Source organism: Curtobacterium sp. VKM Ac-2884 (genome assembly GCF_015350945.1).
Taxonomy (GTDB): domain Bacteria; phylum Actinomycetota; class Actinomycetes; order Actinomycetales; family Microbacteriaceae; genus Curtobacterium.
The window spans coordinates 122802-138050 of the sequence record NZ_JADKSA010000007.1 but is presented as its reverse complement, the minus strand read 5'-3'; the positions used below and the strand labels follow the sequence as shown (position 1 = coordinate 138050).

The following is a 15249-nucleotide window of genomic DNA, read 5'->3' as shown; positions in this document are numbered from 1 at the left end:
GTCAACCGCGCTCGGTGTCGTCCCCGACGTCGGCTCGGCCGTCCTCGGCCGCACGCCGCTCCGACTCGTCCGTCGCCGGACCGTCGACCGCGGTGCCGTTCGCTTCCGCCTCGAGACGCTCGCGGATCTCCGACCGGTAGCGCGTCCGGCGGATGCGCCGGGTCATGTCCACGACCAGGACGATCGTCGCGATCGCCACGAGTGCGATGGCGATGAACCCGACGACACCGGGGGTGACGTTCACATCCGGCACGACGCTGGGGCTGGGACTGGGGGTGGCGGCGAGTGCCGCCGCGATGGAGCTCACGGGGTCGGTTCCTTGTCGGCAGGGATCCCGGCGAACAGATCGGTCTCCGGGAGCTCGGTCGGCACGCGGGCCTCCACGAGCTGGTAGTCCTCGGTCGGCCACACCGTGGCCAGGAGGTCGTTCGGCCAGTAGAAGAACGCACTGTCCGGTGCCACCTGGCTGGCGTGGGCGCGGAGCGCGGCGTCGCGCTGGTCGAAGTACTCGTGCACGTCGACGTGCGTGGTCGCGAGGTCGGGCCGGTCGGCGAACCGCTCGACCCACTCGCGCAGCTGCTCGATCGCGGGGCTGTCCGGGTCGCGGTCCTGCAGCGCCTCGAAGATCGTCCGGAAGCGGCGCGGGTTCATCGTGCGCTCGTAGTAGAGCTTGGCGATCGACCACGGTTCGCCGGCCGCGGGGTACGCAGCGGGGTCGGCCGCGGCTGCCCAGGCGGCGACGGACACCTCGTGCGTGCGGATGTGGTCGGGGTGCGGGTAGCCGCCGTTCTCGTCGTAGGTGACGAGCACGTGCGGACGGAACCGGCGGATCACCCGGACGAGCGCCTCGGTGCTGTACTCGAGCGGCACGGTCGAGAACGTACCGGGTCGGACGGTCTCGCCCTTCTCGGCGTCGGGCAGTCCGGAGTCGTGGTAGCCGAGCCACAGGTGGTCGATGCCGAGGGCTGCCTGCGCGGCGGCCATCTCACCACGGCGGTACCCGGCCATGTCGCGGTGCGCACGGCTCGTCGCGGGCTCGCCGAGCTGGTCGTTGAGGATGTCGCCGGCCTCGCCCCCGGTGCAGGAGACGACCAGCACCTCGTGCCCCTCGGCCACGTACTTCGCCGCGGTCGCCGCCCCCTTGCTCGACTCGTCGTCGGGGTGGGCGTGGACGGCCAGCAAGCGGTACGGCACGGGACTTCCTCACGTGGGTGAGCGTGGGCGAGCGGAGGACGAGCGGGGACGGGAAGTGCACAGCGACGCGTGAACTACCCTGGGATCAGGATAATCACCCCGGGAGCCCCGAACTGTCCGAACAGCAGCACACCGCCACCCTCGACGACCGCTACGGCCGCACCCCGGCCCGCGCGCGCCGCAGCAAGGCCGTCGCGATCACCGCCGCCATCGCCGTGGTCGTGGTCTTCGCCGCCTGGGTGATCTGGGCGGGTCTCGACCAGTCCGACCGCGGCCTGACCGACGACGTCGTGGGGTACGAGGTCCTCTCCCAGCACAGCACGGTCGTGCACTCGCAGGTCTCCGTCGACCCGGGTGTCCGGGCGAAGTGCGCCGTCCAGGTCCTCGACAAGAGCTACTCGATCGTGGGCTGGAAGGAGATCACCCTCGCCCCGTCCGAGCAGCGCACCCGCAGTGTCAGCACCGAGGTGACGACCACGACCCGTGGCGTCACCGGCTTGATCCACGACTGCTGGATTCCCTAGACTGTCCTGATTCGCCTCTCGAGACCGACCACTCGGCCGGTCTCGTTTTTCATGGTCGAAGGGACAGAAGATGAGCAACGACACGCAGGTCACCTGGCTGACCCAGGAGGCGCACGACCGTCTCCAGGCGGAGCTCGACGAGCTGAGCGGCGAGGGCCGTGCCGAGATCGCGCGCCGCATCGAGGCCGCTCGCGAAGAGGGCGACCTCAAGGAGAACGGCGGCTACCACGCCGCCAAGGACGAGCAGGGCAAGATCGAGGCGCGCATCCGCGTCCTCACGAACCTCCTCAAGCACGCGACCGTCAGCGAAGCGGTCTTCGACGGCACGGTCGAGCCCGGCACCGTCGTCACCGCGGTCATCGCAGGCGACGAGTCGACGTTCCTGGTCGGCAGCCGCGAGATCGTCGCCGAGGGCTCCGACCTGACGGTCTACAGCCCGGTCAGCCCCGTCGGCGCGGCGATCGTCGGCCTCAAGGCCGGCGACAAGGCCACCTACACGGCGCCGAACGGCAAGGAGATCGCGGTCGAGGTCGTCAAGATCGAGCGCTACGAGCCGTAGGCAGCACCACAGACGGACAGGAGGCCCGGGGCGACACCGCCACGGGCCTCCCGTCTGTCCGCTGGTCGCGTCCACGGCCCCGCCCGCCGCGGCGCACCACGGATCCGACAGGACACGCGTCGAACGACTCGTGGATCGTCGCAGGGCTAGTGCTCGAGGAGCTCCGGGCGGAAGCCGACCTCGTGCAGGCGCTGGATGACCTCCTGCGCGTGCTCGGGGCCGCGCGCCTCGATCGACAGGTCGAGGGCCACCTCGTTGATGACCAGGCCCTGTCCGTGGCGGGTGTGCAGGACCTCGACCACGTTCGCGCCGGCGTCCGAGATCACCTGGGCGACCCGGGCGAGCTGGCCGGGACGGTCCGGCAGCATGATGCGGATGCCGATGTAGCGCGACGCGGCGACGAGACCCCGGGTGATCACGCGCTCCATCATGAGCGGGTCGATGTTGCCGCCGCTCAGCAGCACGACGGTGCGCCCGGTGTCGCGGACCGCGCCGGACATGATCGCGGCGACGCCGACGGCGCCGGCGGCCTCGACCACGAGCTTCGCACGTTCGAGCAGCACGAGCAGGGCGCGGGCGGTGTCGTCGTCGGAGACCGTGACGATGTCGTCGACCAGGTCGCGGATGATCGGGAAGTTCAGGTCGCCGGGGCGGGCGACCGCGATGCCGTCGGCGATCGTCGGTGTGGTCGTGATGGTGACGGGCTCGCCGGCGCGGATCGACGACGGGTAGGCAGCGGCGTTCTCGGCCTGCACCCCGATGACCTTGATCGGTCGTCCGAGCCGCTCGGCCATGCCCTTGACCGCGAGGGCGATGCCGGAGATGACCCCGCCGCCGCCGATCGGCACGACGACGGTGTCCACGTCGGGCACCTGGTCGATGATCTCGAGGCCGAGGGTTCCCTGGCCGGCGATGACGGCGGGGTGGTCGAACGGCGGGATGAAGACCGCGCCGGTGTGCGCGGCGAAGTCCTTGGCGGCGCTCAGGGCTTCCTCCACCGAGTGGCCACGCAGCACGACCTCGGCGCCGTAGTGGCGGGTGGCCTGCAGCTTCGGCAGCGCGACACCGACCGGGGTGAAGATCGTCGCCGGGATGCCGAGCTCGCGGGCGGCGAGGGCGACGCCCTGGGCGTGGTTGCCGGCGCTGGCCGCGACGACGCCCTTGGCGCGCTGTTCCTCGGACAGGGTGGACAGGCGGTTGTAGGCGCCGCGGACCTTGTACGCGCCGGTGCGCTGCAGGTTCTCACACTTCAGGTGCACGGGTGAACCGAGCACCTCGGCCAGGAACTGCGAGGTCTCCATCGGGGTGACGCGCGCGACGCCCGAGATGGTCTCCCGCGCCGTCTCGATGTCCGCGAGGGTGGGGATCGCGGCGAGCGTGTGCTGGGAGGCGCTGGTGTCGGTCACTCCCCCATCATCGTCGTTCCGGGCGTCCGCGGCGAACCCGTGACACGAGGGATCGTTCAGCGTCAGCCTGCCGTCCCCTTGACCGCGGTCGGCTGCTCGTCGGTGCCCGGCTTCGGCACGTCGCCACGACGCTTCCGCAACTTGAGGACCTTGCGCCGGCGCTTGGTCCGGACGTTCTCGTCGTGCGCGTCCTGCTTGGCCTCGAGCACGTGGTCGGAGTCCATCGTCTTCCACCGACCGCTCGAGATGGTCGTGACCATGGAGTTGACGGTGGCGATGAGCGGGACGGCGAAGAACGCGCCCGCGATGCCGGCGAGACCCGACGCCGCGGTGACCCCGAGGACGACGGCGAGCGGGTGCACCTTGACGGCGCTGCCCATGACGAGCGGCTGCAGGATGTGTCCCTCGACCTGCTGCACGACCAGGATCACGCCGAGCATGATGACCGCCGCCACCGGGCCGTTGAAGACCAGGGCGACGAACACCGCCAGGAACCCGGTGACGATCGCGCCGACGACCGGGATGAACGACCCGAGGAACACGAAGACCGCGATCGGCACGACGAGCGGCAGCTGCAGGAAGAACGCACCGAGGCCGATGCCGACGGCGTCGACGAACGCGACGAAGATCTGCACCCGGATGAAGCTCGTCAACGTCGTCCAGCCGGCGACCCCGGCGCCGTCGATCGCGCTGCGGGCGTTCTTCGGGAAGAGCCGGACCGTCCAGCGCCAGACGTTCTTGCCGTCGATGAGCAGGAAGATCACCGTGAAGATGACGATGAACAGGCCGGTGAGGATGTGCGTCAGCGACGACCCCGCACTGGCCACTCCGGACAGGATCGAGCCGGAGTTGCTCTGCAGCCAGTCGGTCGCCTGGTTGAGGTAGGAGTTCAGGTCCTTCTGGCTGATCCCGAGCCCGGAGCTGAGCACGAAGTCGCGGATGTTGTCGTACTGCGACAGGGTGCGGTCGCGGAGCGACGGGTAGGCGGCGGCGATCTGGTCGACGACGAGCCAGATGAGCGCCCCGACGGCGGCGAGCCCACCGACCAGGCTGACGATGACGGCGAGCCACTTCGGCACGTGGTGGCGCTGCATCCAGTTCGACAGCGGGACCAGGAGCGCGGCGACGACGATGCCGATGAGGAACGGGATGAGGATCTCGCTGAACAGCGTGACCAGGTAGATGACCACCGCGACGACGCCGACCACGACGAGGATCCGCCACGACCACGCACCGGCGATCCGCATGCCGGGCGGCACCGCGTCATCGACGACGACGGGATCCGTGTGCGGTGTCTTCTTTCCCCAGGCCATGGGCCGATCCTAGCGATCCGAACGTCCTCGCGTTCCAGATACGGCATACGTTCGGACGCCGCGCTGTCGGCGGGGTTCGGTAGCGTCGCCGCATGGTCAGGTCCTCGCTCTCCGCCGCCGAAGCCCGCCGCGTCGCCCTCGCCGCGCAGGGGTTCGGTCGGCCACCGGCGACGGGCGTCTCGACGCGTGCGGTGAACGCTGCGTTCGCTCGGCTCGGGCTGCTGCAGATCGACTCGGTGAACGTGTTCGAGCGCAGCCACTACCTGCCGCTCTTCGCACGGCTGGGGGCGTACGACCGGTCCACGCTCGACCGGCTGACCCTCGGCCGGTCCGGGCCCTACACCGAGTACTGGGCGCACGAGGCCGCCCTCATCCCGCGCGACGACCTGCGGCTGTTCCGCTGGCGGATGGACGCCCTGCGGGACCGCGACGCCGGTCCGACCAGGATCGACGGCGTCACCCGCACCGCCGGGGTCCGACGCGAGCTGCACGCGCTCCTGCGTGCCGAGGGGCCGATGCGGGCCAGCGCGGTCGAGCACGAGTCGAACGTCCGCCGTGGTCCGTGGTGGGGCTGGAGCGACGTGAAACTCGGGCTCGAGCAGATGTTCCGCTGGGGCGAGGCCGTGAGCGCCGGACGGTCGGGCTTCGAGCGCGTGTACGCCCTGCCCGAGCAGGTCCTGCCGGCCGGGTTCCTCGAGACGGCCCCGCCGCGCGCTGCCGCCGTGCTCGAACTCGTCCGGCACGCCACCCGCGCCCTCGGCGTCGGCACCCGAGCGGACATCGCCGACTACTACCGACTGCGGTCGGACGACACCGCCGGCGCCATCGCGGAGCTCACCGCTGCCGGCGAGCTCCTGCCCGTGCGGGTCGAAGGCTGGGGTGAGCGGGCCTGGCTCCACCCCGATGCCCGGGTGCCCCGGCAGGTCACCGCCGACGCGGTGCTCAGCCCGTTCGACCCGGTCGTGTGGTTCCGCCGACGGGCGGAGCGGATGTACGGGTTCCACTACCGGATCGAGATCTACACACCGGCGCCGAAGCGGGTGTTCGGGTACTACGTGCTGCCCGTGCTGCAGGACGACCGCCTCGTCGGCCGGGTCGACCTGAAGAGCGACCGGCAGCGTGGCGTGCTGCGGGTCCGGACCGCGTGGCAGGAGCCCGGCGAGCACCTCGATGCCGAGCGGCTGGCCGAGACCCTCCGACGCACCGCCGCCTGGCAGGGACTCGACGAGGTCGAGGTCACCGATCGGGGCACGGCTGCAGCCGCGGTCGCCGGGGCGCTCGGCCTCCCGCTGGTCCCGCACGAAGCCGTCGACGACGCCGATGCCCCCGAACCCACGGAACAACTCGACGCCGTCGAGGCCTGACCGGCGTCAGAAGCGGTCGGCGTTCGCCCGCAGGCGTGCGATGCGGTCCGGCAGCGGCGGGTGCGTCGAGAACAGCCGGTCCATCACGCCGGGGCGCATCGGGTCGGCGATCCACAGGTGCGCCATCGACGAGTTCTGCGTCTGCATCGGACGGCCGTACGCGCCGAGCTTCTCGAGCGCCCGGGCGAGGCCCTCGGGGTGGCGCGTCGTCATCGCACCGGTGGCGTCGGCGAGGTACTCGCGCTGCCGGGACACCGCAGCCTGCACGCCCGCCGCGGCGATCGGCGCCACGACCACGGCCACGATGCCGGCGATGAGCAGCACCGGGTTCGCGCCACCGCCGTTGTCCGAGTTGCGGTTCCGGCCGCCGGACAGGCCGCTGAAGATCGAGATGCGCAGGAGCACGTCGGCGATCAGGCCGACGGCGACCACCAGCCCGAACACCATCGTCGAGACCCGGATGTCGTAGTTGCGGACGTGCCCGAGTTCGTGGGCCATCACACCCTGGAGCTCCTGGTCGTCCATGATCTGGAGCAGCCCGGTCGTCGCCGCGACCACGGCGTGCTCCGGGTCGCGCCCGGTGGCGAAGGCGTTCGGCGACGGGTCCTGGATGACGTAGACCCGGGGCATCGGCATGCCGGTCGAGATCGCGAGGTTCTCGACCGTCCGCCAGAGCCGCGGTTCGGAGGTGCGGTCGATCTCGATGCCACCGGCGATGGCGGTCGCCTGCCGAGCGGCGAAGAAGTACTGCAGCACCGCGTAGCCCAGGGCGACGGCGAGCACGATGACGCCGATCGACACGTTCCCCGCCAGGTACCCGCCCAGGAACCCGAGCGCGCCGATGATCAGCAGGAAGACCAGGACGATGACGACGGTGTTGCGCTTGTTCCGCGCGATGGCGCTGTACACGGCAGCTGCGAGGCTGGGGTCAGAACTGGACGCGCGGCGGCTCGGCGATGGCCGCCGGCTCGGCGGTCTCGAAGAAGGTCGCCTCGGCGAAGCCCCGTCGCTTGGCGAACGTGGAGTTCGGGAAGACCCGGATCTTCGTGTTCAGCTCGCGCACGCCGCCGTTGTAGAAGCGCCGGGCGGACTGGATCTTGTCCTCGGTGTCGACGAGCTCGGTCTGCAGCTGCAGGAAGTTCTGGCTCGACTGCAGCTGCGGGTACCCCTCGGCGACCGCGAACACGCTTTTCAGCGCCTTCTGCATGTGTCCCTCGGCCGCGGAGGCCGTGCCGGCGTCACCGGCCGTCAGGGTCTCGGAGCGCGCCTTGGTGACGTCGTCGAAGACGGCCTTCTCGTGGGTGGCGTACCCCTTGACCGTGTCGACGATGGTGGGAATCAGGTCGGCGCGCCGCTTCAGCTGCACCGAGATGTCGCTCCAGGCCTCGTCCACACGGACCTTGAGCGTGACGAGCGAGTTGTACGTCACCCAGAGGTAGATCCCGATGATGACCAGGATCACCACCACCACTCCGACGACGATCAGCGTCGTGACGAGTCCGGTGTCCATGCGTGGGTGCTCCTTCTCGCGTTCGGATCCGCGGTGCTGCGTGGCCTGAACGGCCGTCGTGAAGTCTACCGACGCGTCCGCGGTGCTCGCGTCGACCGCCAGGGTTCACGGGCGATTCCCGAGTCACGCACACCGGGCGTTCGGGCTGCGGGGTGAACACGACCGGATGCGGGACATCATCCGCGAGGTGTATTGACCCAGCGGCCCGGATCACGTGGGATGGAGCCGGTGAGCACGCGAGGGGACAACGTGGACGACCGGGCCGTCGGGGGCGACGGCCCTCGTCGTCGTACCCGGTTCGTCGCGCTCGCCTCGGCCACGGCCGTCCTCGCCGCGGCGCTGCTGGCGGCGGCGGCCACTCCCGCGTTCGCCGGCACAGCGGCCCACGAACAGGCGACCACCGAACGCGTCAGCGCCGCGAGCACCGCGACCCCCGCACCGGGCGAACTCGTCGGCCCCCCGAGCAGCGGTCGCCCCGGCACGCCCACGCCCCCGCCCGCGTCCACCGGGCGACCGCCCGTCGCACCGACCATCGCCGACCCGGGAGACGTGACGAGCAGCACCGCACGGTTCCACGGCACCGGGACCCCGGCGCACGTCGTCCGCGTCGCGGGCCCCGCGTCGACCGGTTCGGCCGGTTGCTCGGCCCAGGTGCAGGCGAACGGTTCGTGGTCGTGCCTCGGTACGGTGCGGTCGGGTCCGCAGCAGGTCTTCACGGTGCGGGACGTCACCGCGCCGAGCCAGCCGCCCGCGAGTGCCCCGGCCTCCGACGTCATCGTGCCGCCGACCATCGCGTCCGACCACCCGACCAGCGGCGCGCTCTCCGGCACGGGCTTCCCCGGTTCCACCGTGGTGCTGTCGGTCTCCGGATCGTCGACGCAGCAGACCGCCCCGGTCGGCCCGGACGGTCGGTGGGTGACCTCGCTCGCGCTGCGGTCCGACGCGACCGTCACAGTGACCGCCTCGCAGACCGCCAGCACGGCGCGCGGTTACCGCTCCGACCTGCGCAGCGCGTCCTCGGCCCCGGTGCGGATCACGGTCGACCGCACAGCACCGGCAGCCCCGCGGATCACCGCACCCGACGACGGCGACCGCGTCGGTTCGCGTGCCACGGTCGTCCGCGGCACCGGCGAACCCGGTGCCGACGTGACCGTCTACGTCGACCGCGCACCCGTCTGCCGGGCCGAGGTCGCTGCGAACGGTTCCTGGTCCTGCTCCACCGCGGGGTCGCAGCTGCGGGCCGGCGGACACGACCTCACCGCGACGCAGCACGACGCCGCCGGCAACTACTCGCGGTCGTCCGCTGCCGTGCAGGTCACCGTGTGGTCGACCTCGGGCGCCCCGAACGGCACCCCCGGCACCTCCGGAACCGGCGGGGACGCACCGACCAACGGCACCACCGGCAACGGCAACGGCAACGGCAACGGCACCGACACCACCGGCACCACGACCGCACCGGGTGACGGCCAGACCCCCGGCGACACGGGGACCCCGGCCGGCACCGGAACCGGGAACGCCGGCGGCACCGGCGACGACGGCCCCGGATCGGCGGCAGCGCCCGGTGACGGCACCGAGCCGACCGGCACGAGCACCCCCGGGGCCGCAGGCTCCGGCGGCGGCCACACCGACTGGTCGGGCCCCGCGGGCGACTGGACCGCCGCCACCGCCTACGACCGCACCGTTCCGACGATCCAGGCCGCGTTCTCGTGGCGAACCGTCCTGATCGCCACGGCCGTCGCCGCTGGGTTCCTCCTGCTCATCGCCGCACCCCTCGCGCTCGTCGCCGCCGCTGCCCGCGGGCGCATCCGCTCGCCCTTCGCCGGACTGCTCGGGCGGAACCGCTCGCGCTCGGACCGCTCCGGGTCCGACGACGTGCTGCCGACGTGGGTGTCGATCACGGTCGCGGTGGCCGTCGCCGCGCTGTGCACGCTGCTCGGCGTGGGCGTCTCGCTCGAGGCCCGCTACGTCCGCCTCACCATCGCCGTGCTGCTCGGCACCGCGGTGCTCACGGCGGCCGTCGTGCTCGTGACCCGGTGGGCAGCCGGGCCCGACCACCGTGCGGTGGGCTTCCGGGTGTCCCCGTGGCTGGTGCTCGCGGCGCTCGTGGCGTGCGGGATCACGCGGGCCGCGGACCTCTCCCCCGCCCTGATCGTCGGGATGGTGCTCGTGCCGTCGGGACGCCCCGACCTGGACACCGCCGCACTGCGCCTCGGCTCCGGGATCGCCGCCGGTGCCCGGAGCGCGACCTGGCGGACGATCGCGCTGCTCGGGCTCGCGACCGCGGGGTGGGTGCTCCACAGCCTGACCGCGGGCGGGGGCTTCTGGTCCGCGTTGACGTCGGAGTTCGCCATCACCCTGTGCGTCGGCGGGGTCGGAGCCGTCGTCGCCACGCTGCTGCCGTTCGCGGGCTCCGCCGGCAGTGCGGTCCTGATGGCCTCGCGTGCCCGGTACGTCGCACTCGCGGTCGTCGCGGTCGCGCTCACCGCCGCGGTCTACTCGGGTCCCGCGGGGACCCACGCGTCGCCGGTGCTGCTCGGCGCGGTCGGCGCGACCTGCGTGGCGGGCGCGATCGGGGCCTGGTTCTGGGCGCGCACCGCGCGACCGGACGCGGCCGCCTGACCCGCACCGGGCCTCCCGTCCGCCGTCCCCGCGCGGCGGATACAGTGACGATCGGTGCGTGACGCGCCGTTCGACCGCCCCAGGGAGCGATGATGACCGAGACCCGATCCGACTACGACCCGACGCGGTTCCGCGAGGTGTTCGAGGGCAGCTACACGTACGCGAACGGCTTCGCGCGGAACACCCACCGCTTCGCGGACCGGCCCGCGTTGCGCGACCCGGACACGGGTCGGTCGTGGACCTACGCGGAACTCGGGGACGTCGTCGACCACATCGGCGGGTGGCTCGTCCGGCACGGTGCCGGGCGGGGTTCGGTCGTGATGGTCGAGCTGTTCAACTCGCCCGAGTTCGCGATGCTCTACCTGGCGTGCCACCGCATCGGCGCGGTGTTCTCGCCGACGAACTTCCGGCTCGCGCCCGACGAGGTCGCCTTCATCATCGAGGACTCCGCGCCCGTGGTGCTGGTGCACGACGCGGTGCGCGGCGACGACATCGCCCGAGCGCTCGAGACCGCGCCGCACCGTCCCGACCACATCGTCGTCGTCAGTGGCGACGACCAGGTCGCACACCACGACCAAGACGACCACGCTGCACGCGACGACCACGCCGCACACGACGCGCGCGTCGCGTTCACCGCGCTCCTCGCCGCCGACCCCGTCACCCTCGCCGAACTCGCCGCGACCGAGCCTCGCAGCACCTACGACGAGACCACCCGGCTCTACACCTCCGGCACCACCGGGCGACCGAAGCCGGTGCCCCTGCCGAGCCTGGTCGAGGTGCTCAGCGCCCACGACGTCGTCATGCACTTCCCCCTCAGCCCCTTCGACAAGACGCTCAACATGTCGCCCCTGTTCCACCGTGGCGGCCTGTACTCGGGTGGCCCCAACCCGGTGTTCTACGTCGGCGCCGAGCTCACCACCCTGCGGCACTTCGACGCCGAGCGGGTGCTCGACCTGGTCGAGTCCGAGCGGCTGACGTTCCTGATCGGTGCGCCGCCGAACCTGGTGCAGCTCGCGAACGCGCAAGAGGCCCGGCCCCGCGACCTGTCGTCCCTGCACGGCATCGTCACGATGGGTGCACCGCTCGACCGCGCCGCCGCACTCCGCTACCAGGAGCTCCTGTCCCCGCGGATCTTCAACGGCTACGGAACGACCGAGACCTTCTGGAACACGTTCCTGCGTCCTGAGGACTTCCCCGACGGCGCCGGCTCCACCGGACGAGCATCGACGGACGACGACGTCGCCGTGGTGCGCGTGTACGAGGACCGCCTGGCCGACCCGAGCGACACCGTGCCGAAGGACGGCTCCGAGATCGGCGAGTTCGCGGTCCGGACCGTGAAGTCCGGCTACTCGTACCGCAACCCGGGGCTCGAGGCGGAGAAGTTCGCGAACGGCTGGTTCTACCCCGGCGACCTCGCCACGTGGGACGAGCACGAACGGGTGACGATCGTCGGCCGCAAGGACGACATGATCATCTCCGGCGGCGAGAACGTCCACCCCGTCCAGGTCGAGGCCGCACTGCAGGAGCACCCGGGCGTCGCCGACTCGATCGTCGTCGGGATCCCGGACGAGCGGTGGGGCGAGGTCGTCACGGCGTACGTGGTCCGTGCAGCGGGACGGCTACCGGAGGACGACGTCGCAGCCGCCGCCGAGCTCGAGGAGTGGACGGGCTCACACCCCGGTCTCGCCCGCTACAAGCGGCCGCGGCGGTACCGCTTCGTCGACGAACTGCCGTACAACGCGACGGGCAAGAAGGTGCACTACCTCGCCAAGGCGACGGCAGCGGAGGACCAGGCGGCGGGCCGACTGCTCGAGCCGTAGCGGGCTCTGCACGTGCGCGGCGCCGGACGGGAGGCCCGTGGCGGCCCCGCCCCGCGCCTCCCGTCCGGCTGTTGGTCGCGCCGACGGCTGCGGTCGCGGCTGCAGCCGCGGTGCCTTGCGGGATCGGGCGTACCTGGTCGAAACTTCCGACCAGGTACGCCCCATTCGGCCCGGTACGCCCCGGCGGCGCGTGCGGCGCGGGGCCGCGCTACGTGTGGCTCGGCGCGTTCCGGGCGAACAGGCCCGGCAGCAACCCACCGATCTTCGTCCCGATGCACAAGCTGACGAAGGTCGCCAGGGGCGTCGCGAGGGACTCGGGGTCGAACGTGGCCACCGCCACCAGCCCGACGGTCCCGGGGACGAGCAGCAGGAACGCCGGGAAGAACGACACCGTCGCCGGGATCGCCGGCACGAGCCGCTCGAGCAGCCGTGTCGCGACGAACAACAGGGCAGCCGTCGCCCCGGTCGCGACGACGCTCCCCCACACCGGCGTCGTCCCGCTCACCAGGGCGTAGGCGGTGACCATGACCGCCACCGACACGAGCGTCAGCCGCCAGCCCGATCGGAACACCAGGCCGAGGCCGACCGCCAGGACCACGACGGCGACCCACGACACCCAGTAGGACGGTACGGACTCCCACCCGGCCAGGTCCGTGCCGACGCCGGCGACCTCGCCGACGAGCGCCGCCGAGGACGGGTCGACGTGCAGCCCGGTCAGCGCACTGCCCGAGGCGATGCCGGCCGCCATGAAGCCGAGCATGATGAGCCCCTGGACCAGCCGCGAGGACCCGGTCACGATGTCCGCGGCGGTCAGTTCGAGCAGGGCGTTCGTGATGAGGGCACCGGGGACGAACACCGCCACCGGGGCGCACACGGCGAACAGCGGGACCTGCTCGAACCCGGTACCGGCGGCGACGAGTCCGACGATGGCCGTCGACACGAAGGCGGCCAGGAACGGGATGATCGCGACGGCCTCGCGGAAGCGCCGGAGCAGCAGCCCGATGACCCCGACGAGCGCTCCGACCAGGAGCGCGAGCAGGATCGCCCACCACGGGCACCGGAACACGACGGCGAGCCCGGCGGAGGTCAGCGCGTTGCCGAGGATCCACGGCAGTGCGGGCGGCGGGACGGTGCCGGCACGGATGGCCCGGACCCGCGCGGGGATCTCGGCGAGGGCGATGGACCCGCTCTCCAACCCGAGCACGACCCGGTTCGCCCGTGCAGCCTGCCGCGACGACAGTTCGACGCCCTCGGCGTTCACGATCGTCGCCGCACCGGTCGAGACCTCGCTCACCATCACCAGCGCTGGCAGCACCCCGATCGCCAGGCTCGGACCGACCCCGGCGGCGTCGCGGGCCTTCTCGAGCGCCGAGCGGACGTCGGTGACGGAGCTGCCCGCGTCGAGCAGCAGTGCACCGAGCGTGCCGAGGAGCATGCCGACGGGGACGGTCTCGCCGTCGACGACCTCGACGTGGGCCTCGGGCCGACGGAGGGCGTTCTGCAGGTTCGCGAGTGCGCTTCCGAGTCCGACCACGCAGGCGATGTTAGCGATCGAGCGTGGCCTCGATGACCACGTTGTCGACCGACGCGGAACCGTCCGGCCGCTGCAGGCACGTGATGAGCAGGAGCCGGCCGGGCTCGTCCGCCCAGACGTCGGCATCGGCGGCCACGGTCGCCTTCGTGATCCGCTCGGAACCGGTCACCGTCCACCGCGCGTCGCCGATCCGGACGCTGCTGCCGACCGCGACCTCGGAGCGTTGCCCGTCGACGTCGATGAGCAGGTTGCCCGGGCCGATCGCACCGTTCCGCAGCGAGTGCATGACGACGAACACGGTGCCGTCCGCGCGGTCCGCCAGCGAGACCCCCAGGTTGCGGACCCGGTAGGCCTCGCGGAACCCCGGCGGCGTGATCTGCCCGTCGACGGCATCCAGTTCGCCGAGCGGCACGTCGAGCCCGACCGACGGCACCACGAGCTGCACGCCGGTGTCGGCGACCGCGTGCGACGCAGACGCCGCCGTCCCCGACTCGCCCGGGTCGAGCGTGACCTGCTTGCCGTCGAGCGACGTCCCGGTGATCGCCGTCGGCGAGGCCGCTCCGGTGGTCGCCGTGACCACACCGACCACGCCGACGACGAGGGTCGCCGCGGCGAGCACGGCGATCGTCCAGAGCAGCGCGTCGCCGCGACGGCGGGGCCGCCGCCTGCGGGGCTTGGTGCGAGGGGAGGTCATCTTCCGTTTCCGGGGTGGTGACGGACGTGTCGGACGGGAGGCGCGCTCCCGTCCGACACCTGGGTGTCGGGATCCGCGTGGCGGGGTCGACCGCCCCACGGATCCCGGTGCGTCAGTCCTGCTGGGTGACGCGGCGGCGGTACGCGATGAACGCGACCGAGCCGAGGGCGACGACGCCGACGGCCGACAGGCCGATCCACGGCAGGGCCGAGGTGCCGGAGACGGTGCCTCCGGTGTTCACGGCTGCGCCGGTGGTGACGGCCGTGGTGGTGTCGACCGGGTCGACGACGACGGTGCCGTCAGCGGTGACCGTGACGGCGAGCGAGACCACGGCGGTGCCGTCCGACGACTCGACCGCGATGGTGTGTGCTCCGGCCGGGGTGTCCGCGGGGATCACGACCGAGGTCGCGAAGGCGCCGTCGGCGTCGGTGTTCACCTTGCCGAGGACGACGGGGTCGCTGTGCAGGACGATCGAGTACTCCGTCGCAGCCGGCAGGCCCTCGGCGCGCAGCGGCACCGAGTCGCCGACCGTGAAGGTGGTGGTACCACCGGTGCTGAGCGACGGCGCAGGGGTGGTCGGGCCGGTCGTGGGTTCCGGGGTGCCGGGCTCGCTCGGCTCGGTCGTCGGCTCCGGCGTGCCGGGCTCGCTCGGCTCGGTCGTCGGCTCCGGCGTGCCGGGCTCGCTCGGCTCGGTCGTCGGCTCCGGCGTGCC

Annotated in this window: 13 protein-coding genes and 1 pseudogene; 5 read left to right on the top strand and 9 right to left on the bottom strand. The window is 72.1% G+C overall.

Features of this window, described 5'->3' with window-relative positions:
- Position 1: 1 nt before the first annotated feature.
- Both ITJ60_RS17645 and mca read right to left on the bottom strand, forming a co-directional pair.
- The gene (locus tag ITJ60_RS17645) at positions 2-307 is read right to left on the bottom strand and encodes a hypothetical protein (protein ID WP_123294745.1); all 306 of its coding nucleotides are present in this window, start codon (positions 305-307) and stop codon (positions 2-4) included.
- The gene (gene mca / locus ITJ60_RS17640; RefSeq protein ID WP_123294744.1) at positions 304-1194 is read right to left on the bottom strand and encodes a mycothiol conjugate amidase Mca; all 891 of its coding nucleotides are present in this window, start codon (positions 1192-1194) and stop codon (positions 304-306) included. Before mca ends, ITJ60_RS17645 begins: the two co-directional genes overlap by 4 nt.
- 23 nt (positions 1195-1217) lie before the next feature.
- Between mca and ITJ60_RS17635 the strand changes: the two genes are divergently transcribed.
- Both ITJ60_RS17635 and greA read left to right on the top strand, forming a co-directional pair.
- Positions 1218-1718: a DUF4307 domain-containing protein gene (locus ITJ60_RS17635; RefSeq protein ID WP_194648868.1), complete on the top strand. Its 501-nt coding sequence runs from the start codon at positions 1218-1220 to the stop codon at positions 1716-1718.
- 70 nt (positions 1719-1788) lie between these two features.
- Positions 1789-2277: a transcription elongation factor GreA gene (gene greA / locus ITJ60_RS17630; protein ID WP_111084815.1), complete on the top strand. Its 489-nt coding sequence runs from the start codon at positions 1789-1791 to the stop codon at positions 2275-2277.
- Between the two features lie 146 nt (positions 2278-2423).
- Here greA and ilvA read toward each other — a convergent pair whose 3' ends face one another.
- Together ilvA and ITJ60_RS17620 are read right to left on the bottom strand one after the other, a co-directional pair.
- Positions 2424-3683, bottom strand: a complete 1260-nt coding sequence (gene ilvA, locus ITJ60_RS17625) for a threonine ammonia-lyase (protein ID WP_123340649.1) — start codon at positions 3681-3683, stop codon at positions 2424-2426.
- A 62-nt stretch (positions 3684-3745) separates the two neighbouring features.
- Positions 3746-4996 (bottom strand): AI-2E family transporter, encoded by a 1251-nt coding sequence (locus ITJ60_RS17620; RefSeq protein WP_123294741.1) that lies wholly within the window; start codon positions 4994-4996, stop codon positions 3746-3748.
- Between the two features lie 92 nt (positions 4997-5088).
- On the opposite strand from ITJ60_RS17620, the gene ITJ60_RS17615 reads away from it, so the two are divergent.
- The gene (locus ITJ60_RS17615) at positions 5089-6360 is read left to right on the top strand and encodes a winged helix-turn-helix domain-containing protein (RefSeq protein ID WP_194648867.1); all 1272 of its coding nucleotides are present in this window, start codon (positions 5089-5091) and stop codon (positions 6358-6360) included.
- Between the two features lie 6 nt (positions 6361-6366).
- Here ITJ60_RS17615 and ITJ60_RS17610 read toward each other — a convergent pair whose 3' ends face one another.
- On the bottom strand, positions 6367-7269 hold the full coding sequence (locus ITJ60_RS17610; protein WP_111084819.1) for a M48 family metalloprotease: 903 nt from the start codon (positions 7267-7269) through the stop codon (positions 6367-6369).
- Positions 7270-7288: 19 nt separating this feature from the next.
- Complete coding sequence (locus ITJ60_RS17605; RefSeq protein ID WP_111084820.1) at positions 7289-7870, bottom strand: LemA family protein; 582 nt, start codon at positions 7868-7870, stop codon at positions 7289-7291.
- A gap of 228 nt (positions 7871-8098) precedes the next feature.
- Between ITJ60_RS17605 and ITJ60_RS17600 the strand changes: the two genes are divergently transcribed.
- Positions 8099-10489, top strand: coding sequence for an Ig-like domain-containing protein (locus tag ITJ60_RS17600; RefSeq protein ID WP_194648866.1), 2391 nt, complete (start codon positions 8099-8101; stop codon positions 10487-10489).
- A gap of 92 nt (positions 10490-10581) precedes the next feature.
- Complete coding sequence (locus tag ITJ60_RS17595) at positions 10582-12309, top strand: class I adenylate-forming enzyme family protein (protein WP_194648865.1); 1728 nt, start codon at positions 10582-10584, stop codon at positions 12307-12309.
- 208 nt (positions 12310-12517) lie between these two features.
- Here the strand turns inward: ITJ60_RS17595 and ITJ60_RS17590 are convergent, their stop codons facing one another.
- The 3 genes and pseudogenes from ITJ60_RS17590 to ITJ60_RS17580 form a co-directional block, all read right to left on the bottom strand.
- The gene (locus ITJ60_RS17590; RefSeq protein WP_194648864.1) at positions 12518-13843 is read right to left on the bottom strand and encodes a threonine/serine exporter family protein; all 1326 of its coding nucleotides are present in this window, start codon (positions 13841-13843) and stop codon (positions 12518-12520) included.
- Between the two features lie 10 nt (positions 13844-13853).
- Positions 13854-14537, bottom strand: coding sequence for a class F sortase (locus ITJ60_RS17585; protein WP_228510610.1), 684 nt, complete (start codon positions 14535-14537; stop codon positions 13854-13856).
- A gap of 112 nt (positions 14538-14649) precedes the next feature.
- A pseudogene (locus ITJ60_RS17580) lies at positions 14650-15249 on the bottom strand (hypothetical protein); the annotation flags it as partial.